This is a genomic window from Cobetia sp. ICG0124 (assembly GCF_004006355.1).
GTDB classification, from domain to species: Bacteria; Pseudomonadota; Gammaproteobacteria; order Pseudomonadales; family Halomonadaceae; genus Cobetia; species Cobetia marina.
Window position 1 is genome coordinate 1,037,751 of sequence record NZ_CP024893.1, and the last position, 20,817, is coordinate 1,058,567.

A 20,817-nucleotide genomic window follows, 5' to 3' on the forward strand; every position below is an offset into this window, starting at 1 on the left:
TCGGCACCAGGAAATCGAAGCGCATCGCCTGGCGATGCGCTTTTTTTGTGACTGACAAAGGCACCTGCATCTGTCGGCGTCATGCGTATAATCAACAGTCACTGATTCGCGGCCCTAGAGGCCATTTCCTTCCCTGTAGCTCGAGGCCCGCATGCTGCAACGAATTCGAGACCGGTCGCATGGCTGGGTGGCCAAGACGATCGTTGGCTTTATCGTCGTCACCTTTGCCTTCTTCGGCGTTGAGTCGATCATTGGTGCCTTCACTGGCAGCAGTGATGAGATCGCCAGCGTCAATGGCGACAAGATCAGCCGTCAGTCAGTTGAGACCGAAGTGCAACGTGCCATCCGTTCCGGACAGGTCGCTCCCGAACAGGAGCGTGAGGCACGCAATCAGATCATCACCCAGATGATCGATTCCCGTCTGCTGGACCAGTACGCTGAAGAGGGTGGATTGCACCTCTCCGAGCAACAGCTCGATCAACTGATCGTCAGCTTCCCGGAATTCCAGGATGACCAAGGCCGCTTTGACGCCGACGTCTTCCGCAATCGTCTGGCCAGCGCCGGCTACTCGCCGACGTCCTTCCGCGAGCAGTTGCGCAGCGACACCCTGCGTCAGCAGCTGACCGATGGCTTTGCCGCCAGTGCCTTCGTGCTGCCGGGCGAAGAAGAGAAGCTCAGCCAGCTTCAGCGTCAGACGCGCAGTTTCCGTTACGCCACCCTGAGTCAGGCCGACCTCGAGTCGCCGGTCACCCTGAACGAGGATGAGCTGACCGCCTGGTATGACAGCCATCAGGACAACTATCGGCGTCCGGCTCAGGTCAAGCTGGCCTATGTGCTGCTGGATCAGAATGAGCTGGCCGACGGCGGCGAGATCAGTGAGGACACGCTCAAGGCCGAATATGCCGCCAAGCGTGCCGATGCACCGCGCGAGATCGCGCACATCATGGTCGAGAAGGGCGATGATGTGGCGGCTGCGCGTGCCAAGCTCGAAGGCGCACGTGACGCACTCGCCAACGGCGAAGACTTCGCCAAGGTGGCGGCCGAGATCTCTGAAGACAGCTCCACGGCCGAGGATGGTGGTGAGCTGGGAGTGATCACCCGCGGTATCTTCGGCGAAGACTTCGATGACGCCGCCTTCGCGCTGGATGAAGGGCAGGTCTCGGACATCGTCGATACCGGCGACAGCCTGCACCTGATCAAGGTGACCGGGCTCGATATCGCGCCGTTCGACGAAATGCGTGATGAACTGCTCACCCAGGCGCGCAAGTCAGCCTCGCGTGACACCTTCAATGAGAAGGCGCAGCAGCTCAAGGATGAAAGCTTCGCGGCGGATGATCTGGCCAGCGTTGCCGAGGATCTGGATCTTCCGCTGGAGAAGACCGACTGGGTGGCACAGGACAATGACGACGAACTGCTGTCCGAGCCGGGTGTGATGGCGGCTGCCTTCGATGACGAAGTGCTCAAGGAAGGCTACAACAGCGATGTGATCGAACTCGACGACAGTCGCCGTCTGGTGCTGCGCGTGCTCGAGCAGCGTCCGGCCACGACGCTGGCCCTCGACGAGGTCAAGCAGCAGGTGCAGCGTGAAGCCAAGGCGGACAAGACCGCCAAGGCGCTTGAGGCATTGGCACAGACGCGCATCGAGGCGCTGCGTGAAGGCAAGTCGCTGGAAGGGATCGACTGGCGCGACGCAGACGACGTCAGCCGTCAGGGAGATTCCCAGCTGCCTGAGAATCTGGTCAAGCAGGCCTTCGCGCTGCCGCATCCCGAGGCAGACCAGCCGGTGTATGGCAAGGCAGCCCTCAAGGGCGGCATCGCCCTGATCGCGTTGACCGATGTAGGAGAGGCCGAGCCGGGTGACATGGACCAGTTCCTGTCGCGTCTGGCGATGCGCCTGCAGGCCCAGTCAGCCGTCGAGGGGCTGCAGGAATCCTTGCGCGAGAGTGCCGATATCGAGCGCAAGTGAGCAAGGTGCAACGGACGTGAGGCGTTGACGCAGCCGATGGGAGAGTTCGCGGTGGCGGGCTTGAATGCCTGTCGAGAGAGATTGACGCAGCCAGCGATGCCCGGCGTCATGATGCAGGCGTTCGTGCCACACCAGCCAGTAGGAGAAGCGGTTGATGGCGATGGGCAGCGGGCGCAGCACCAGCGGTAGCTGATCCAGCATGCTGATGGCCAGGCAGCCCGGAACGCATAGCAGCAGATCGCTATGGCAGGTGACACTGAAGGCGGCCAGGAAGTGGGGCTGGCGCATGACGACCTGCCGACTCAAGCCCAGCTCCGCCAGCTTGAGATCCACCGCACCACGCTCATCACCGCCCATGCTGATCAATTGGTGGCTGGCGGCGACGAAGTCCTCCAGACTCAATGTCTCCTTCGCTGCCAGCGGGTGGTCCTTGCGCATCACGCAGACGAACTGGTCATCCCCGATCTCGCGCCCATGCACGCCGGCCGGCACCTTGGCGGTGGGCACGCACATCGCAAGCTCCGGCCCCCCTTCCTCCAGCTGTTGTTCGACATTGCCCCCATAGGCCTGGATGTCCAGGCGGATGCCGGGCGCCTGGTCATGCAGCGGCGCTATCTGCGGTGCCACGAAGGCGTGCATGCCATAGTCGGTGGTGGCCAGCTGGAAGCGGCGTTGGCTGTCGGCTGGCGAGAATTCGGGGGGTGCCAGCAGTGCGCCCAGCTCCTGGAGCAGGCGCGCGAGAGGCTGTCTGAGCGCCTCGGCACGTGCCGTGGGGCGCAGGCCGCGTTGCGCACGTACGAACAGGGGATCGTCAAAGGCCTCGCGCAGCCGAGCCAGGGTACGTGAAACGGCAGGTTGACTCAGGTTGAGGCGCTCCGCGGCCCGAGACACGCTGCGCGTTTCCAGCAGCGCATGCAGCGCGACCAGCGTGTTGAGGTCATGGCGAGCGAGTTCAGCCAGATGCATGGCGGGAAGTTTCCGGTGGTGAAGAGGCCCCGGACGGGGATGAAGGTGCGTATTTTCAACCACGCATGATATCAGTCTCATGCATACCGGAATTCAGTTTCTGTCATTGGTGTGATATCGGGAGCGCGAGTAATCTGGTGGGACTTCGTCGCCGGGGAACGATTGCGGCGACCTGTCGTCACACGGTCAAGGCCTCGGGCCACCTGCCTGATGACGATTCTGATCACGTGACGTTTGACCAGATCATTCGCAAGGAGCATTTCATGCAGACACGCTATTACACGATCACCGACTATCCGAAAGGCACTCCGGAACGCGACCTGTTCACCTTGCGTGAAGAGGCGCTGAGCGAGCTTGGCGAAGGGGAAGTGCGCATTCGCAACCGCTGGTTGTCCGTCGATCCCTACATGCGTGGCCGCATGAGTGGCGCCAAGACCTATATTGACCCCTTCGAGCTCAATGAGCCGCTGCAGGGTGCGGCAGTCGGTGAGGTGATCGAGTCACGCGACTCTCGCTTCAAGACCGGCGACAAGGTGCGTCACATGGGCGGCTGGCGTGATATCGCGCAGCTGTCTGGCGACCAGGTCGAGCCGCTGCCGAGCATCGACGTGCCGGAGCAGGCTTATCTGGGCGTGCTGGGCATGCCGGGCATGACTGCCTGGACCGGTCTGAACATCATCGCCGAGATGAAAGAGGGCGACAACGTGCTGGTCAGCGCGGCCTCCGGTGCGGTCGGCTCGCTCGCCGTGCAGCTGGCCAAGGCCAAGGGCGGGACTGTCGTCGGCATCGCCGGCAGCCAGGAGAAACTGGATTGGCTGGAGGCGCGCGGCGTCAAGGCGGTCAGCTACAAGGGCAAGGACGCAGAGCAGCTGACGAAAGCGCTCAAGGAGGCCTGCCCGGACGGTTTCGATGTCTACTACGAGAACGTCGGTGGTGACTGCCTGGTGGCGGCGCTCAACAACCTGAACGTCGGTGCACGCATCGCCGTCTGCGGCATGATCTCCAGCTACAACGATACCGAGGTGGCGGCGGGCCCCTCCAATATCTCGATGATCCTGATTCGCCGGGCGCGCATGCAGGGCTTCATCGTCTTTGACCACTGGGACAACTACAGCCGCTTCCTCGAAGAGGTAGGGCCGCAGGTCGCCAAGGGCGATATCGACTACGAAGAGACGGTGGAAGAGGGACTGGAACAGACGCCGGACGCCTTCCTCAAGCTGTTCACAGGCGCCAACAAGGGCAAGATGCTGGTACGTCTGTAACCTGAGCTCACGCGACACCCTGTGTCAGGTGGCACCTGATCATGGCGGCGTTCTGCATTGCCGCCGTGCCGCCCCTGACTCTGCGAGGAGAGCATCATGCAGGACTTTACCTATCAGAACCCGACCCGCGTGCACTTCGGTGCCGGCCAGATCGCCAAGGTGCGTGACGAGATTCCCGCCGATGCCCGCGTGCTGGTCACCTATGGGGGTGGCTCCATCAAGAAGAACGGCGTGATGGATCAGGTGGAAGCGGCACTGGAGGGCCATCAGTGGTGGAGCTTCGGCGGCATCGAGCCGAATCCGAGCTATCACACCCTGCTGGAAGCGCTGGAGGTCATCAAGCGCGAGAAGGTCGATTATCTGCTGGCAGTCGGGGGAGGCAGCGTCGCCGATGGCAGCAAGTTCCTCGCGCTGGCCGCCTGTCACGCCGGTGATCCGTGGGAGATTCTCGCCGAAGGCAAGCATCCCGAGACGGCATTGCCGCTGGGCGTGGTGCTGACCCTGCCGGCCACTGGCTCCGAGTCCAACGGCAATGCCGTGGTCACCAATTACGAGACCCACGACAAGCTGCCGATGTTCAGCGAACTGGCCTACCCGCGCTTCGCGGTGCTGGACCCGGCCACCACCCTGACCCTGCCGGAGCGCCAGAGCGTCAACGGTGTCGTCGATGCCTTCGTGCACGTCAGCGAGCAGTATTTGACCTACCCGGTCAACGCGCCGGTCCAGGATCGCTTCTCCGAGGGTCTGTTGCTGACCTTGATCGAGGAAGGCCCCAAGGTATTGAGCCAGCCGGATGACCTGGCCGTGCGCGCCAACATCATGTGGGCCGCCAACCTGGGCCTCAACGGGCTGATCGGGCGTGGTGTGCCGCAGGACTGGGCCACGCACATGATCGGTCACGAGATCACCGCACTGCACGGTGTCGATCATGGCCGCACCCTGACCATCGTGATGCCGGCACTGTGGGAAGAAATGTTCGAGGCCAAGCGTGCCAAGCTGGCGCAGTATGGTCGTCGTGTCTGGGGACTGGACGGTGATGACGAAAGCGTCGCCCGCGCTGCCATCGACAAGACGCGTGAATTCTTCACCCGCATGGGCGCGCCGGTATCGTTGAGCGAAGCCGGCATCGGTGCCGACAGCATCGATCAGCTGGTCGACAACCTGGCACGTCATGGCTTCACTGCCATCGGCGAGCACGGTGACATCACGCCGGACGTGGCGCGTCGTATCCTGACCCGCGCTGCCTGATCACGCACGTCAGTCAGGTCGCAAGGCAAGCCTGAAACCCCTCGTCACCCCTGGTGGCGAGGGGTTTTGCGTATGTCCCCTTGGCGGCGGCTTGCCGATTGCCGGATTGCGTCATGTCGCAAGGCAGGATTCGCTTCACGAGACGTCGTCGCCGGGCTTATTTTGTTACTCTATAACCTTTTGCACGCCCTTCATCCTGCGGAGAATTCAGCATGTCTCTGGCTTCACGCGGCGCCGATACCGGCGACGCCTCGACGGATTTAGCACGTCACACGCGGATACCGGTGCATCTGATCACCGGCTTTCTGGGAACCGGCAAGAGCAGCTTCATCCAGGCACTGGTCGCGGCCAAGCCGGCGGATGAGCATTGGGCGATCCTGGTCAATGAATTCGGGCAGGTGGGGATCGATCAGGCGCTGTTTGCCGGACGCGAGGATGTCAGCGTCAAGGGGCTGCCCGGTGGGTGCCTGTGCTGTCAGCTGGCCTTCGTGCTGCAGGCGGGGCTGGTCAGCCTGATCCATCAGACCCGGCCTGATCGTCTGATCATCGAGCCCTCGGGGCTGGGACATCCCGCAGGGTTGATCGATGTACTGCGCAGTGAAGGGCTGGCCTCCGCGCTTGAGCTCGAGGAGGTCATCACCCTGCTGGACCCGCGTGCACTGGACGATACCCGCACGCGTGAACACGGCACCTTCCAGGATCAGCTGACGCTGGCGGGGGGCGTGGTGCTCAGCAAGCGGGATCTGGCGACTGATGAGCAGCTGGCGGCCGCGCATGAGTTTCTTGAAGGGATGTGGCCGCGCAAGCGCTGGGTGGGTGAGCTGGGCAGAGCCGACGGCGAAAGTCAGCCGGCCCAGGCACGCATGGACGGTCAGGAGGTCGCGCTGATCGATTGGCTGCTGCCAGCAGGGCGTGAATCCCATCGCCAGGGCGGCTTGCACGCCAGCGACGCCCATCACGTCAGCGAAGATCGTGAGAACCAGCCCGAGATCAGCATGCCGGCTGCCCATCGCGCTGCGCGGGATAGGGCGCGTCTGGCGCAGGAGACTTCCACCAGTGAAAAGACGTCAGCCTCAGGCGTGATGCCATTGCCCGGCGCACCGGTGATCGAGCAGGCCGAAGGGCTTGAGCATGCCAGTCTGGGATGGCGAATCGTGGCGGACGAGGTGTTCGATCTTGATCAGCTGACCCGGTGGCTGGATGGACTGCCGCGCGACTGGCGGGTGAAGGGCATCTTTCACACGACGGAAGGCTGGCGCAGCTATAACCGTGCCAAGGGACGTGCCGAGCTTGCGCCTTCCAGCTGGCGCGAGGACTCACGACTCGAGTTGATCGCACCGCTGGAGGAGCAGGGGCAGGAGGGGATGGCGACTGCGTTGCCGCTGGCGGATTCCCGTCAGCTGAATGCCGCCTTGCTGGCCTGTCGCAGCGAGGGTGCCGCCAGGCCCTTCAATTTCTTCGGCGAGTGAGCTGAGATCTATCCCTCAGGGGGCGTCTCTCACGTCAGGCGCTCCCACTCGCCGATCAGGCGCAGGGCCTCTTCGCTTGAATTGCCACACAGCTCGATATCGAAGTCGAAGTTGCCACACACGGCCGGTCGTTGTGGCGTTCCGAACAGCTTGCACAGATTCTCGTCATCCAATTGCACGCAGCGCACGCCTGCCGGCTTGCCATTGGGCATGCCGGGAATCGGGCTCGAGATGGAAGGCGCGATGCAGCACCCCCCGCAGCCGGCGCGGCAGCCGGATGCGGGAGTGGCCGCGAAGTGGTGGGCGGTCTGCGTCATGATGTGGCGGGTATTTCCTCATGCTCAGGCAGCACCAGCGGCTGGCGGGCGGTCTCTGGCGTGTGCCGCGCGATGGCGCCCTTGTTGATCCCTTCATAGGCTTCGACGCGAATGCTGTCGCCGCTGTCGAGAGCGATCTGGCGCGCCAGCCAGTCGGCGATCCACTCGATGGTGGTCGGTGTCGGCAGCAACCAGACCTGCTTGCGCGGCAGGCGAATGCGGAATCTGCCCTGCGGTGCCTCATAGCTGAACACCAGCTCACGGCCGGGACGGTCGATCAGATCGCCTTCTTCGGCCAGGTAGCGGTCATTGAGCTTCTCGGCCCACTCGGCTTCCAGCGCCGTGTCCCGCAGCCCATTGCGTTCGATGACCAGCGGGGAGCGGTGACCATGTGCGATACGCTGACAGTTGCCGCTGTGATGACGCAGGCCATGACTGTAGGTGTAGGCGGCACCCTCGATGCACTCATCGCGCAGGCGCACGCGCAGCGCCTCGACGCGCGGCGGCAGGCGGCGCGTCAGCAGCTTCTCGAAGTGGTTGGCCAGCACCACGGTGGTGACCTCGGCCACCGGCAGCAGGCAGAAGGCCTGGCGCGGGCCGCGCACTTCCATGGCATAGGGCTGGGTGAAGCGCAGACACAGTCCTTCCGGGCAGTCCGTGACGCTCACGCCGTCGGCCTGACTGGGCACGATCAAGGTGTGATCGGCGTCCTGGTCGATCATGCGCTTGGCCCACGGCTTGACGTCGCCGAAGTCGAACAGCATGCCGTCATGGCCGACGGCGCCGTCCAGCTCCAGGTCCAGATGCTGACTGATGCCATGCAGGCCGCGAGTATTGCTCCACACCGAGGCATCCACCGCGGTGAGGGCCCTGACGAACAGGGTCTTGGAAGTCATTGCCGTCATCAATCGATACCACTGATCTTGTGAGTCTGCAGCGATAGCTGCCACTGGGGATTGGCCATGCAGTAACTGACGCACTGGTTCATCGGCGTATCCGTCGCCAGTACCTCGCGATAATGCTCGCGAGCGGCGGCTGGCGCGGGCAGGGCATCCAGGGCGGCGGTATCCAGTGGCTGCAGATAGAAGTGCGCGAAGTCCAGACTGACGAAGCGCTCCGGCAGCGCCTCCGGCTGCGGGTAGACGAGCTTGAGCTCATCGCCGCCGGTGAGGACCAGCTCGCTGGCACCCTTGGGGCTGACGCATAGCCAGTCGATGCCGGCGGGCGGCGTGACGGTGCCGTTGGTCTCCACCGCGATCTCGAAGCCGCGGGCGTGCATCGCGTCCACCAGTTCGCGGTCGAGCTGCAACAGTGGCTCACCGCCGGTGAAGACGACATAGGGCGTGGCGATGCCGGTGTGTTCCGGCCACAGGCTGGCCAGGAAGTCCGCCAGCTCGCTTGCCGTGCGGAACTTGCCGCCATTCTGGCCATTGGTGCCGACGAAATCGGTGTCGCAGAAGCGACAGACCGAGGTGTCGCGGTCCTGCTCACGACCACTCCACAGGTTGCAGCCCGCAAAGCGGCAGAACACGCTGGCGCGCCCTGCGCGAGCACCTTCGCCCTGCAGGGTGTAGAACGCTTCCTTTACCGTATACATCAGAGAGTGCCTGCGCCCTTGGCCGAATCGGTCGAGTCATACCCGAGCGGATCGCTCAGCCCATGGGCGGCGAAGGCAGCGAGGCGCTCGCGGCAGCTGCCGCATTCCCCACAGGCCAGTTCACGGCCTTCATAGCAGGTCCAGGTCTGGGCGTAATCGAGCTGCATGGCGATGCCGGCGGCCAGAATCTCGTCCTTGCTGGCGTGCAGGAAGGGCGCGCGAATCTCCACCGGCGAGAAGTTGGCGATCGCGGCGACGGCATTCATCTTCTCGACGAATTCCGGACGGCAATCCGGGTAGAGCACGTGATCCCCGCCGTGGGCACCATAGAAGCACACGCCAGCCTCGATATTGACGGCCTTGGCGATCGCCAGGGACAGCAGGATCATGTTGCGATTGGGCACCACGGTCGAGGTCATGGAGTCCTCGTCGTAGTCGGCCTTGGGCATCGCCTGGTCACTGTTGGTCAGCGCGGAGTTGTCGATCAGGCCATGGATGGCGCGAATGTCGACGACTTCATGGGCGACGCCCAGTGACTCGCAGACCTGGCGTGCGACGTCGAGCTCACGCGAGTGGCGCTGGCCGTAATGGAAGGAGAGGGCGTGTACCTCGAAGCCTTCCTTCAGCGCCTGGTGCAGGACGGTGTAGGAGTCCATGCCACCGGAGTAGATGACGACGGCGCGGGGGCGCTCTGCAGAGGAGGCAGGAGCGGATACAGCGGAATTCGGGACGTTGAGAGTCATGACGGAGAATTTCTTTGACCGATGGATTCGGCGCCCGGGATCCGGTCCGGGCGAAACGGGCGCCTATCCTACTCTTCCCGCGGTGTTGATGCCACCAGGACTGCTGTGGGGTGAGCGTGCCTCTCGATATTCTGATCAAGTTGTTATCCTCCATCGAAGAGCCGCTGTGGATCTTCGACCGCTTCGGCCAGCTCGCCTGGAGCTCACCCCGTGCCCGTCAGGCAGAACACCAGCCTGAACTGCCGAGAACCCTGTCGCATCTGCCGGAGCCCTGTGGGCTCAGCGGCCAGCCGGGGATGTGGATGATGGGGATCGACGGGGAGCTGGGCCACTGGCTGCTGGTGCAGCAGGCCAATCTTCCCTGGCGAATGGCGGTGTTCGATGAAGAACGACTCGTCGCCTATACCTGTGGCTGGAAGGAGCTGTTCGGTGAGGCGCGTCCGCGGCTTGAACCGGTCAGTGAGCGCCGCGTGCGCCTCAAGGCGCCGTTCTCGGGTCTGGCCGAAGCGCGCGCTGCCGGACTGGACGACAAGGTGCTGATCGCGCTGCGTCGACTGCAGCCGATCAACCTGCTGTCGCGTGATCGCTTCAATGCCCAGGTGGACGAGCTGCTGTCCGGTGAGGCGGTCGATGGCGGCATCGATGGCGGCATCATCTATCTCTCGCTGACCCATCTGGAGATCATCAACTCGGCGCATGGCGCGGAGCGTATCGACCCGCTGCTGGAGCGCGTGGCGGAAGCGATGTCGTTGCAATACCGCGATGCACTGGTCTGTCGTCCGCTGGGCAATGCCTTCGCGCTGTTCTTCACCGGCGATGAAGTCGCCCTGATCGCGCGGGCCAGCGAGCTGTGCGAGCAGCTGGTCACGCTGATGCGCCTGGATGGCAAGTCCTTGCCCGTCACCGCGCGGGTGGGCATCAGCCTGGCGCCTCAGCACGCGCGTCGCGCGCATCGGCTGCTGCACCTGGCTGAACTGGCCATGCTGCATGGCGAGCAGGACGATATCGATGTCTGCGGGGCCTGGCATGTCTTCTCGCCCGGTGCCCACATGCGTCACCTCAACGATTACCGGCTGACCAGTGACCTGCGCGAGCATCTCGAAGAGCTCGATCTTGCCTTCCAGCCCCAGTTCGATCTGGTCAGTGGTCAGGCGGTCGGCGTGGAGGTGCTGGTGCGCTGGGACCATCCGGAGCTCGGGACCATCGGGCCTGGGCGCTTCATTCCGCTGGCGGAGCAGTACGGCTTGATCGGTACCGTCGGGGCTCGTGTGATGGATGCTGCTCTCAAGGCGACGCGGGATCTGGTGACCCCGGACGGCAAGCCGCTGTCGGTGGCGATCAACGTCTCGGCCCAGGAATTTCGTGACCCCGGCTTTCCCGAGCGAGTCTCACAGGCGCTCGCCTTGCACGACTTCGCCCCCGAGCGGCTGGAGCTGGAAATCACCGAGTCCTCACGGGTGCCGGATCTGGATCGCGTCGTCGAGCGCTTGACCGGTCTGATCGACCGAGGTGTCAGGCTTGCCATCGATGACTTCGGGACCGGCTTTGCCTCGCTGCTCTATGTCCGGGATCTACGCGCCTGTCGCCTCAAGGTGGACCAGCAGTTCGTCCGCAGCCTGGATCATGATGCGCGTGACCGCGCCATCGTCTCGCATGCCATCTCGTTGGCCGATAGCCTCGGCATGGAAGTGCTGGCCGAGGGCGTCGAGACGGTGGAGCAGGAACGCCTGCTGGTGGAGATGGGTTGCCATCTGGTGCAGGGCTTCCGTTACGCGCGGCCCAAGCGCCTGCCGGAGCTCAAGCAGTGGCTTGGCAACAAGCCCTGCATTCGCCCCTGTCCCGGGGGCTGCAGGTCTTGCCGTAGCCGTACATGTTCTCGAAGCCCGGAATGCGCTGCTCCCACACCGGCGGAGTCCCGACGACTTCCTGCAGGCAATCACTGAAGCGACGCGTCTTCTGGGGAAGATACTGGCGATGCGGGTAGACCAGATGGATGGATGGCAGCGGCTTCATCGGCACGTCGGTAAGTAGCGGGACCAGCTCGCCATTCAGTACCTCATCCTTGATGTTGATGGCGGAGATCATGCCATAGCAGGCACCGGACTTGATGGCTCCGATCAGCACGTCGGCATCATTGACCTTGAGGCGAGAATCCAGCGCCACCTTTTCCTCGACGCCACTTTCACTGCACACCCGCAGGCGGTCGAGAATGAAGCCATCCCGTGAATAGACGGCCGCCGGCAGCCCCGAGAGGTCCGCGGGGGTCTTCGGCATGCCGTGGCGTTCGATGAAGGCAGGCGATGCGCAGATCAGATGGCGATGCGCGGCCAGGGGACGCGCGATCAGGTTGGAGTCTTCCAGTTCCGACATGCGGATGGCGAGATCATAGCCGCCACCGATCAGGTCGGTCAGGTGGTCTTCCAGACGGACTTCCACCTGGGTGTCCGGATAGCGCTCCATGTAGAGGCGCACCGCCTGAGCCACATAGGTGCGACCGAAGTGGCTGGGGCTGGTGATCTTGAGCACCCCTCGTGGCCCATCCTGGTAGGCGCCCGCGACATCATCGGTATCTTCCAGCACTTCGCGCAGGCGCAAGGCATGCTGATGGATCTCGCGGCCGGCATCGGTCAGGGCCAGCGAGCGGGTCGAGCGATTGAAGAGACGAATCTGCAACTCTTCTTCCAGACGACTGATCTGCTTGGAAACCACCGAGCGGTTGACCTGACGATGATCGGCTGCCTTGGAGAAGCTCTGTGCTTCCACGACATCCAGAAACAGCAACAAGCGGGATGCTTTATCCACGGTATGACCTCTCGTGATGCAACAGGAAAAGGCTCACGCAGCCGTCCGAATGGCGGGACTCCTGGCGTCAGCTGGCGGGGATCGCGGCACCGGCCATCCTTTCGCAGATGATGCCGGCCGTGTCCGCCATGCTGGTCACGGCCATCGTGGCGACGCTGGGTCAGACCCAGGTGGCCGCCTGGGGGATCGCCTGCCGGCTCGAGACCTTTTCCTTGATCGTGGTGCTGGCACTCACCATGTCATTGCCCCCCTGGTTGGGACGGTGCTACGGCGCAGGTCGCTGGCAGGAAGTGCGCCGACTGATGAATCTGGTCGCCAGGATCGTGATCATCTGGCAGCTGGTGCTGGGCGTGGTGGTAGCGCTCCTCGCCGTCCCCTTGTCCCGGTTGCTGGTCGGCAATGAGGAGGTCGGCGCGGCGCTGGTCCTGCTGATCCCCTGGATGCTGCCAAGCTATGCCTTCCTGGGAATCTGCATGCTAGTGGTCTCGGCCGCCAATGCGCTGGGTTGGCCGCTACGGGCCACGCTCCTGTCCTTCCTGCGTCTCTTCGTGTGCTTCCTGCCAGCCGTCTGGCTGGGCGCTGAGCTCGATGGTCTGCGCGGCGTCGCGATCGGGGCGGCCATCGGCAATCTGCTGGCCGGTATCGTGGCCTGGCGTCTCTATCGTCAGGCGATCGGTGGGCTGGGCAAGCCTTGCAGTCACGGAGTAGAACAACATGAAGATTCTTGTGCTCGGAAGCGGTGTCGTCGGCGTGACCAGTGCCTACTATCTGGCGCGTCAGGGCCATGAGGTCACGGTCGTGGATCGTCAGGCCAGTCCGGCGATGGAAACCAGCTACGGCAATGCCGGCCAGGTGTCCTTCGGTTTTTCCTCTCCCTGGGCGGCACCGGGCATTCCGCAGAAAGCCGTCAAGTGGATGTTCCAGGAGCACGCGCCTCTCAAGATCCAGCCGCGCATGGACCCCCAGATGGCCAAGTTCATGGTCAAGATGTTCGCCAACTGCAATGCGGACCGTTATGCCGTGAACAAGGAGCGCATGGTTCGCGTCGCGGAATACAGTCGTCTGTGCATCAATTCGTTGCGTGAAGAGACAGGGCTGCGCTACGAGGACCGTCAGAAGGGCCTGCTGCAGCTGTTCCGCAACGAGGCCCAGGTCGAGGCCGTGCAGAAGGACATGAAGGTACTGGCCGGATGTGGCGTGCGTCACCAGCTGCTGGATGCCGAGGCCTGCGCCACCGTCGAGCCGGCCCTGGCGCGCGTACCGGGCAAGTTCATCGCCGGGTTGCACCTGCCGGACGATCAGACCGGTGATTGCCATCTGTTCACCAACCGGCTGGCGGATTACTGCCGTGACACCCTGGGCGTCACGTTCGTCTTCAATACCACGATCCAGCGCATCCAGCGTACTGGTAGCCGGATCGAGAAGGTGATCACCGACCGCGGCGAGATGAGCGCCGACAGTTATGTGATGTGCCTGGGCAGCTACTCGCCCTTCCTGGCACGTGATCTGGATCTGGATCTGCCGATCTACCCGGTCAAGGGCTACAGCCTGACCGTGCCGATCATCAATGCCGATGCCGCGCCGCAGTCCACGGTGATGGACGAGACCTTCAAGGTCGCGCTGACGCGCTTCGATGATCGCATCCGCGTGGGCGGTACGGCGGAGCTTGCGTCCTTCGACCTGTCCCTGCTCGAGAAGCGCCGTGCGACCATCAACATGGTGGTGCGTGATGTCTTCCCGGAAGCGGGCGACTATGCCAAGGCGGAATTCTGGGCCGGCCTGCGTCCGATGACCCCGGATTCCACGCCGATCATCGGTGGCACCAAGTATGACAACCTGTGGCTGAACACCGGACACGGCACGCTCGGCTGGACCATGAGCTGTGGCAGCGCCAGCCTGCTGGCGGACCTGGTCGGCGGGCGTACGCCCGGCATCGACCCGAACGGGCTGAACCTCGGTCGTTACGCTGCCTGAACAAGGAAGCCCGCATGACCAAGCAGATCATCTCCACTGACGCCGCACCTGCCGCCATCGGTCCCTATTCCCAGGCGGTGCGTACCGGCAACCTGGTGTTCCTGTCCGGCCAGATCCCGCTGGACCCGGCCACCATGGACGTGGTGGAGGGCGGATTCGAGGCTCAGGCCGATCAGGTGTTCCGCAATCTCAAGGCAGTGTGTGAAGCGGCAGGCGGTAGCCTGGATCAGCTGGTCAAGGTCAACCTGTTCCTGACCGATCTCAGCAATTTCGGCGTGGTCAACACCTTGATGGAGCAGTACTTCAGCCAGCCGTATCCGGCGCGTGCTGCCGTCGGCGTCAAGGAACTGCCCAAGGGCGTGCTGTTTGAAGCAGAAGGCGTTCTGGCACTCTCGTGATGGCTCGCCCATTGCCGGTCTGAAGGAATGACTGGCCTGAACGAGTGGCCGGTCTGAACGAATGACTGGCGCGCATCGATGCCTTGTCCCTCACTCCCCTCGCTGACTCATCAGCGGGGGGAGTGTCGTTTCAGGGGGGCATGACGTCTTGAAGGCAGGTGAAGCGTGACATTTGGCGTCAGCATGATTAGCGTAAGGCTAAATGAGCCGGCGCCCACTGCTGACTCTCGGAGCATCGCGGACGAACCCCTTCAAGGAGCAACATCATGGCGCAGTCAGACACAGGCACACGTGAACCCGGCATACGGCTGCGTCAGCTGGAAATGCTGTGGGCGGTGATCGAGTGCGGATCGATGAAGGGTGGCGCGGCGCAGCTGGGCATCAGCGTGCCGGTGGTCTCGCGGGGCTTGGCACAGCTTGAGCAGACGCTGGGCTATTCGTTGTTCCTGCGTGAAGGTGGCCGCCTGGTGCCCACGCCGGAAGCCGAACGCCTGACCCCGTCACTGGCCCGGATGTTCACCGCGCAGTCCGAACTCAGGCGACTGGCCTTCGGGCCGGGCAGTGGCAAGCGCCCGCGCCTGGTACTGGCAGTGACGCCGTCTCTGGAAGCCTTCAGCACCGGATGGCTTGAGCGCATCGCGGCCAGCGAGTCGTTGAGTGATTGGCTGCCGAGCCTTGAGGTGATGGAAGCCTCGACACATGCCGCGGCGCTGGCCGAGGGGCGGATACACATGGCCGTCACGCTGGAAGCGCCGGAGGAGCCTCAGGGCGGCAAGCGTGCCAGGACAGCGGCCGCACGCGCGCGCGAACTCAAGCAGAGTCTGCGCGCCCGGGCCCGTGAGGAGACCGTGCTGGTGGAGGGCGCCGAGGAGGGCGCCTGTGCTCAAGCTGCCGCTGATATTGCTGTGGCCTTCGTGCTGGCCTCTGCTCGACAAGCCGCTGACGGTGGAACGCCTCAATGAGCGGCCGTTCGTGGAGCTGCCGGAAAGCAGCAGTCAGGGGCGGCTGGTCCGTGGACTGCTCAAGCGAGAGCGTGTGACGCCGGCGAGTCTGGTGGAGGTGGCCACGCCTGCCAGCGCCGGGCGTCTGGCGCGCTCAGGCAGTGCTGCCACCATCATCGATGCCCTGTCGGCGCATCAGGTACTCGAGGACGCCGGAGGCGACCTGATCGGCATGCCGCTCTCGATGCGCAGCGAGCGCTATCTGGCGCTCAAGTGGCAGTGGCAGGCAACGCAGGACGATGAACCGCTGCATGAGGTGCAGGCCTTGCTGGTCAGCCTGCTGGAAGAGGCGGTGGCGGCGAGTCTCGCGACGCTGCCTGTCGAGCGCGAGGAATGACGGTCGGGGTGACAGCGAAGGCTGCCGACTGAGGAGCGTTCGGTCAGGCTCAGCCCTTGACGACGGTCGCGATGGCCTTGGCGACGTAAGGCAGATTCTCGCTGGAGAAGCCGGCCACGTTGGCGCGTCCGGAGCGCACCATGTAGATGCCGAACTCGTCACGCAGGCGATCGACCTGCTCCGGTGTCAGGCCGGTGTAGGAGAACATGCCGCGCTGCTCGGCGATGAAGGCGAACTGCTCATCCAGGCCATACGGCTTGAGCGCCTCGACGAACTCACGACGCAGGCCATTGATGCGCTCGCGCATCTCGGTCAGCTCGCTCTTCCACTCCGCGCGCAGCGTCTCGTCCTCGAGAATGTCGATGACTACCGCACCGCCATGTGCCGGCGGATTGGAGTAGTTCTCACGCGCGGTGATCGCGGCCTGGGAGCGCACGTCCAGCATGCTGTCCTCGTCCTTGGCGATCAGGATCAGGCAGCCGGTACGCTCGCAGTAGATGCCGAAGTTCTTGGAGCAGGAGCTGGTGATGATGGCCTCATCGACATTCTCGGCCAGCAGGCGCACTCCGTAGGCATCTTCTTCCAGACCATCACCGAAGCCCTGATAGGCGAAGTCGATCAGCGGCAGCAGCTTGCGTGACTGGACGACTTCCAGCACCTGGTCCCACTGCTCGCGACTCAGGTCGAACCCGGTCGGGTTGTGGCAGCAGGCGTGCAGCAGCACTACGTCGCCTTCCGGAATCGTCTTGAGGGTCGCCAGCATGCCGTCGAAGTCGAGGCGATTGTTCTCGTCGACATACGGGTAGCTGTGACGCGTCACGCCTGCGGCATCGAAGATGCCCAGGTGGTTCGGCCAGGTCGGAGTGGACAGCCAGATATCACGGCCCTTGAGGTTGCTGGCGATGAAGTCTGCCGCCAGACGCAGGGCACCGGTACCGCCGGGCGCCTGAGTGGCGCTGGCACGGTTGGCAGCCAGCACCGGCGACTCGGCGCCCAGCACCATCGGCAGCACGACCTTGCCGAAGCGCGGGTCACCGTGGGAGCCGATGTAGGTCTTGGTGACTTCGCTCTCGACCAGGCGGTCCTCGGCCTGCTTGACCGCACGCATGACCGGCGTATTGCCGTTGGCATCGCGATAGACGCCCACGCCGAGGTCGACCTTCTGCGGGTTGGTGTCCTTGTTGAAGGCTTCGATCAGGCCGAGGATGGCATCCCCGGGTACACGCGCAATCTGCTCGAACATCTTATTTCGCTACCTCGTCGGTTCTGGCGGCCATGATGAAATCGTTCTTGTGCAGACCCTTCATCTCGTGGGACCACCAGGTCACGGTGACCTTGCCCCACTCGGTGAGAAGTGCCGGGTGATGCCCGACGTCCTCGGCAATCTCGCCTACGCGATTGGTGAATGCCAGTGCCTGCTTGAAGTTGCGGAACTTAAAGCATCGCTCCAATTGCATGATGCCATCGCGATTGAGCAACTGCCACTCGGGAATGGCGGTCTTGAGCGTCTCGATGTCGCTGTCACTGACCTTGGGGGCATCGAAACTGCAGGCTTCACAGGACTGTCTGGCGAGTTCGGTCATGTCACTATCTCCGGCTTGAGGAAAGAGGGTGGGGCGGGTGAAAAGAAGCGCAAGGCGCCGGTGCGATCAGCGTGGTGCGAAGCGCGGCGTCTTGAGACCGAGCGCCATGGCCTCGTGCACCAGCGCCATGATGTCGCGACTGGCGAGTTCATGCAGATCGTCCAGCGATTCCAGGACATAGTAGAGCGGCTGCAGGATGTCGATGCGATACGGGGTGCGCAGTGCCTCGACGGCATCGAAGGGCAGGTGCTCGGGGCACTCGAGACTGTCTTCGAGCTCGCCCAGTGCATAGCAGGTCTCGCGTGGCGAGGAAATGATGCCGCCGCCGTAGAGGCGCAGCGCACGACTGCCATCGGGTTGAACCTCGCGCAGCATGCCGAATTCCACCGTCATCCAGTAGAGGCGTGCCAGGTAGACGCGCTCTTCCTTGCTGGCGGCGAGACCGAGTCGACCGTAGGTGGCGGTGAATTCCGCGAAGGCGGGGTGGGTAAGCATCGGGCAGTGACCGAAGATCTCGTGGAAGATGTCCGGTTCCTGCAGGTAATCGAGTTCTTCGGGACGGCGAATGAAGGTGGCAACCGGGAAGCGCCGCTCGGCGAGCAGTTCGAAGAAGCGGTTGAAGGGGATCAAGGCCGGTACTCGTGCGGTTCGCCAGCCGGTGGCCGCCTCGAGCACCCGGTCGATCTCATCCAGCTGGGGGATGCGATCCCGGGGCAGGTCAAGATGTTCAAGCCCTTGCAGGTACTCGCGGCAGACGCGTCCCTCGACCAGCGCCAGCTGGCGCGTCATCAGCGTCTGCCAGGTGGCGTGCTCCTGATCGCTGTAATGGATCCTGCCCTGGCTATCCGGTTCATGCGCCACGTAGCGGGTGCCCTTGGCCTGAGCCTGCGATCCGGGCGCAGATACCTGGGATGCCTGTGGCCAGTCACGACCCTGCGGTGCGTTCATGCAACCTCCCGAACGGTATGGCGGCGCTGCGTGGGCAGGCTGCCGTATTGTCATCATGGCGGACATGTCAGTCCCTGCATGTCGATGACTACGCTAGGCCTTGTCGGACAGCCTTGACCAGTGCCACGGCCTGCTTTTGCGCGGCAGATAGCGGTGCGATACCCCGTCTCTTGTCACATAATCCTGACACCTGTGCGGCTGATGGCCTCGATCAGTGCCATTCGGGCAGTTTTGCGTGCCGGCAATACCGTCTATTGTAAGGAATGCTTTACGAGGTTTTTGATAACGCTTACGTTAACGTCAATGCCAACGACAATGCCGAGAACGCCATGCGCCTCAAACTGACCTGTCAGAACCGGATCGGGATTCTGCGCGACATCCTGGCCCCCTTTGCCGATTACGGCCTCAACGTGTTGCGTGGTGAGGTCGGTGGGGAGGCCAACAATTCCATCTATCTGCATGTTCCCAACATGCTGCGCATGCAGCTCTCCACCCTGAAGCCAGCACTGGAGGAAATTCCCGGGGTCTTCAAGGTCACCCGGGTCAGCCTGATGCCCACCGAGCGGCGTCATCTGGAGCTCAATGCGCTGTTGTCATCACTGTCTGATCCGGTGATGTCCATCGACATGGAGGGACGCGTGGTGGCGGCCAATCGTGCGGCCGGCAAGCTCTTGGGCGTCCGCATCGATGAGGTGCCGGGGCTGGCACTGACGCGTCACATCCAGGATGTCGACCTGCCGGAGCTGATCCGGCGCAACAATGCCCGCGTCAACGGCCTGCGCCTGCGTGTCGGAGAGGAAACCTTCCTGGCCGACATCGCGCCGCTGCATACCGAGAACGAGGACGTGGCCTCGCTGGCGGGGGCCGTGGTCACCCTGCATCGTGCGGACCGTCTGGGCTCGCGTATCTATCAGATCCAGCGTACCGAGGTGCGGGGGTTCGAGGCCATCTTCCAGGCAAGCCGTCAGCTGTCCGCCGTGGTCAAGGAGGCCAGGCGCATGGCGCCGCTGGATGCCCCGCTGTTGATCGAGGGCGAGACCGGCACCGGCAAGGAATTGCTGGCGCGCGCCTGCCATCTGGCCAGTCCACGCGGGCAGGCACCGTTCATGGCGCTCAACTGTGCGGGCCTGCCGGAGTCAATGGCCGAGACGGAGCTGTTCGGTTACGCCCCGGGCGCCTTCGAGGGGGCACGGCCGGAAGGCAAGCTGGGTCTGCTGGAGCTGACCAGTGGTGGCACCATCTTCCTCGATGAGGTCGGCGAGATGAGCCCGCGCATGCAGGTCAAGCTGCTGCGCTTTCTGCAGGATGGTGGCTTCAGGCGTGTCGGCAGCGATGAAGAGACCTTTCTGGATGTGCGCGTCATCTGCGCGACCCAGCAGGACCTGCCGGCGCTGAGCAGCGAAGGGCGCTTCCGCCACGACCTCTTCCATCGTCTCAATGTGCTGTGCGTGCAGATTCCGCCACTCAGGGAATGCCTGGATGGACTGGAGGAGCTGGCACATCACTTTCTCGAACGTGCCGTGCGCCAGATCGGAGCGCGTGTTCGCACTCTCTCACCGGAGGCGATGGCACGCCTGCGCGGCTATCACTGGCCCGGCAACGTGCGCCAGCTGGAAAACGTGCTGTTCCAGGCGGTCTCGCTGTGCGAGGGCGAGGTGATCGAGGCGCAGCATCTGCGCCTGATTGGCGAGGTGCGCGATGAAGGTCTGGACAGCATCGATCTGGCAGGCAGCCTCGGCGATATCCACGACGAGGTGGAGCGGCGCGTGCTGGCGCGTCTTTATCCGGAGTTCCCCTCCAGCCGACTGCTGGCCAAGCGTCTTGGTGTCTCGCACACCACCATTGCCAACAAGCTCAAGCGCCACGGGATCGGCTCGGAGCCCCTTCACGAGACCATCAAGCCCTCCCTGGGAGGCCTGCTCGGGCGTGTCCACCGCCTGTGGCGTACCTCGATCACGACCGCGGTCGAGCCATTGGGGATGACGGAAGCCCGCTGGACGGTGATGGTGCATCTGGAGAAGCTTGGCGAGGGCTGTACCCAGCAGATGCTGGCCAGCGAGCTGGGAATCGAGATGCCGTCGTTGACGCGCACGCTCAATCAGCTCGAGTGTCAGCAGCTGATTCGTCGCGAACCCCACGCCACGGATCGTCGTGCTCGCTGCCTGTGGTTCACCGAGGCGGGGCATGAATGCCTTGTGCAATTGGG

18 protein-coding genes and 2 pseudogenes are annotated in these 20,817 nt (G+C 63.6%); 11 read left to right on the forward strand and 9 right to left on the reverse strand.

From position 1 onward, the window contains the following. The first annotated feature begins 151 nt into the window (after window positions 1-151). The gene (locus CU110_RS04760) at window positions 152-1,966 is read left to right on the forward strand and encodes a SurA N-terminal domain-containing protein (RefSeq protein WP_084208105.1); all 1,815 of its coding nucleotides are present in this window, start codon (window positions 152-154) and stop codon (window positions 1,964-1,966) included. On the opposite strand, the gene CU110_RS04765 is transcribed toward CU110_RS04760, so the two are convergent. After that, the gene (locus tag CU110_RS04765) at window positions 1,907-2,932 is read right to left on the reverse strand and encodes a LysR family transcriptional regulator (protein ID WP_164850274.1); all 1,026 of its coding nucleotides are present in this window, start codon (window positions 2,930-2,932) and stop codon (window positions 1,907-1,909) included. The two genes, CU110_RS04760 and CU110_RS04765, sit on opposite strands and share 60 nt — an antisense overlap. Before the next feature lie 263 nt (window positions 2,933-3,195). Here CU110_RS04765 and CU110_RS04770 point away from each other — a divergent pair, with 263 nt between their 5' ends. The 3 genes from CU110_RS04770 (at window position 3,196) to CU110_RS04780 (ending at window position 6,911) form a co-directional block, all read left to right on the forward strand. Continuing rightward, entirely contained in the window at window positions 3,196-4,194 is a 999-nt protein-coding gene (locus CU110_RS04770) for an NADP-dependent oxidoreductase (protein WP_077374747.1), read from the forward strand. A 96-nt stretch (window positions 4,195-4,290) separates the two neighbouring features. Continuing rightward, a complete protein-coding gene (locus CU110_RS04775) occupies window positions 4,291-5,442 on the forward strand; it encodes an iron-containing alcohol dehydrogenase (RefSeq protein WP_084208106.1) in 1,152 nt (383 codons plus the stop codon). A gap of 212 nt (window positions 5,443-5,654) precedes the next feature. Continuing rightward, complete coding sequence (locus CU110_RS04780; protein WP_084208107.1) at window positions 5,655-6,911, forward strand: CobW family GTP-binding protein; 1,257 nt, start codon at window positions 5,655-5,657, stop codon at window positions 6,909-6,911. A gap of 29 nt (window positions 6,912-6,940) precedes the next feature. Here CU110_RS04780 and CU110_RS04785 read toward each other — a convergent pair whose 3' ends face one another. From CU110_RS04785 to queC, 4 genes are read right to left on the reverse strand one after another with little or no spacing between them, the layout of a single operon-like run. After that, complete coding sequence (locus CU110_RS04785) at window positions 6,941-7,228, reverse strand: YkgJ family cysteine cluster protein (protein ID WP_084208108.1); 288 nt, start codon at window positions 7,226-7,228, stop codon at window positions 6,941-6,943. Continuing rightward, the gene (locus tag CU110_RS04790; protein WP_084208109.1) at window positions 7,225-8,124 is read right to left on the reverse strand and encodes a 6-carboxytetrahydropterin synthase; all 900 of its coding nucleotides are present in this window, start codon (window positions 8,122-8,124) and stop codon (window positions 7,225-7,227) included. The genes CU110_RS04785 and CU110_RS04790 overlap by 4 nt, the downstream gene beginning before the upstream one ends. Before the next feature lie 8 nt (window positions 8,125-8,132). After that, window positions 8,133-8,825: a 7-carboxy-7-deazaguanine synthase gene (queE, locus tag CU110_RS04795; protein ID WP_084208110.1), complete on the reverse strand. Its 693-nt coding sequence runs from the start codon at window positions 8,823-8,825 to the stop codon at window positions 8,133-8,135. Next, a complete protein-coding gene (gene queC, locus CU110_RS04800; RefSeq protein WP_084208111.1) occupies window positions 8,825-9,568 on the reverse strand; it encodes a 7-cyano-7-deazaguanine synthase QueC in 744 nt (247 codons plus the stop codon). Before queC ends, queE begins: the two co-directional genes overlap by 1 nt. Before the next feature lie 368 nt (window positions 9,569-9,936). On the opposite strand from queC, the pseudogene CU110_RS04805 reads away from it, so the two are divergent. After that, a pseudogene (locus CU110_RS04805) lies at window positions 9,937-11,337 on the forward strand (GGDEF domain-containing phosphodiesterase); the annotation flags it as partial. Between the two features lie 28 nt (window positions 11,338-11,365). Here the strand turns inward: CU110_RS04805 and CU110_RS16570 are convergent. Continuing rightward, window positions 11,366-12,370: a LysR family transcriptional regulator gene (locus CU110_RS16570; RefSeq protein WP_127734714.1), complete on the reverse strand. Its 1,005-nt coding sequence runs from the start codon at window positions 12,368-12,370 to the stop codon at window positions 11,366-11,368. Between the two features lie 95 nt (window positions 12,371-12,465). On the opposite strand from CU110_RS16570, the gene CU110_RS04815 reads away from it, so the two are divergent. The 5 genes from CU110_RS04815 to CU110_RS04835 all read left to right on the forward strand — a co-directional run bounded on the left by CU110_RS04815 (window position 12,466) and on the right by CU110_RS04835 (window position 16,080). Further along, window positions 12,466-13,158: an MATE family efflux transporter gene (locus tag CU110_RS04815; protein WP_276317907.1), complete on the forward strand. Its 693-nt coding sequence runs from the start codon at window positions 12,466-12,468 to the stop codon at window positions 13,156-13,158. Next, window positions 13,085-14,344, forward strand: coding sequence for a D-amino acid dehydrogenase (locus tag CU110_RS04820; RefSeq protein ID WP_084208113.1), 1,260 nt, complete (start codon window positions 13,085-13,087; stop codon window positions 14,342-14,344). Before CU110_RS04815 ends, CU110_RS04820 begins: the two co-directional genes overlap by 74 nt. A gap of 14 nt (window positions 14,345-14,358) precedes the next feature. After that, complete coding sequence (locus CU110_RS04825; protein ID WP_077374712.1) at window positions 14,359-14,742, forward strand: RidA family protein; 384 nt, start codon at window positions 14,359-14,361, stop codon at window positions 14,740-14,742. A 266-nt stretch (window positions 14,743-15,008) separates the two neighbouring features. Beyond that, window positions 15,009-15,704, forward strand: a complete 696-nt coding sequence (locus tag CU110_RS04830) for a LysR family transcriptional regulator (protein ID WP_127734719.1) — start codon at window positions 15,009-15,011, stop codon at window positions 15,702-15,704. Further along, window positions 15,688-16,080: a hypothetical protein gene (locus CU110_RS04835; RefSeq protein WP_127734722.1), complete on the forward strand. Its 393-nt coding sequence runs from the start codon at window positions 15,688-15,690 to the stop codon at window positions 16,078-16,080. The genes CU110_RS04830 and CU110_RS04835 overlap by 17 nt, the downstream gene beginning before the upstream one ends. Before the next feature lie 49 nt (window positions 16,081-16,129). On the opposite strand, the gene CU110_RS04840 is transcribed toward CU110_RS04835, so the two are convergent. From CU110_RS04840 to phhA, 3 genes are all read right to left on the reverse strand, one after another. Further along, the gene (locus CU110_RS04840; protein ID WP_077374706.1) at window positions 16,130-17,323 is read right to left on the reverse strand and encodes an amino acid aminotransferase; all 1,194 of its coding nucleotides are present in this window, start codon (window positions 17,321-17,323) and stop codon (window positions 16,130-16,132) included. Window position 17,324: 1 nt separating this feature from the next. Then, window positions 17,325-17,663: a 4a-hydroxytetrahydrobiopterin dehydratase gene (locus CU110_RS04845; RefSeq protein WP_077374704.1), complete on the reverse strand. Its 339-nt coding sequence runs from the start codon at window positions 17,661-17,663 to the stop codon at window positions 17,325-17,327. Between the two features lie 66 nt (window positions 17,664-17,729). Then, a complete protein-coding gene (gene phhA, locus CU110_RS04850; protein ID WP_084208115.1) occupies window positions 17,730-18,611 on the reverse strand; it encodes a phenylalanine 4-monooxygenase in 882 nt (293 codons plus the stop codon). A 551-nt stretch (window positions 18,612-19,162) separates the two neighbouring features. Here phhA and CU110_RS04855 point away from each other — a divergent pair. Continuing rightward, window positions 19,163-20,755, forward strand: a pseudogene (locus CU110_RS04855) (sigma 54-interacting transcriptional regulator); the annotation flags it as partial. Window positions 20,756-20,817: the final 62 nt, after the last annotated feature.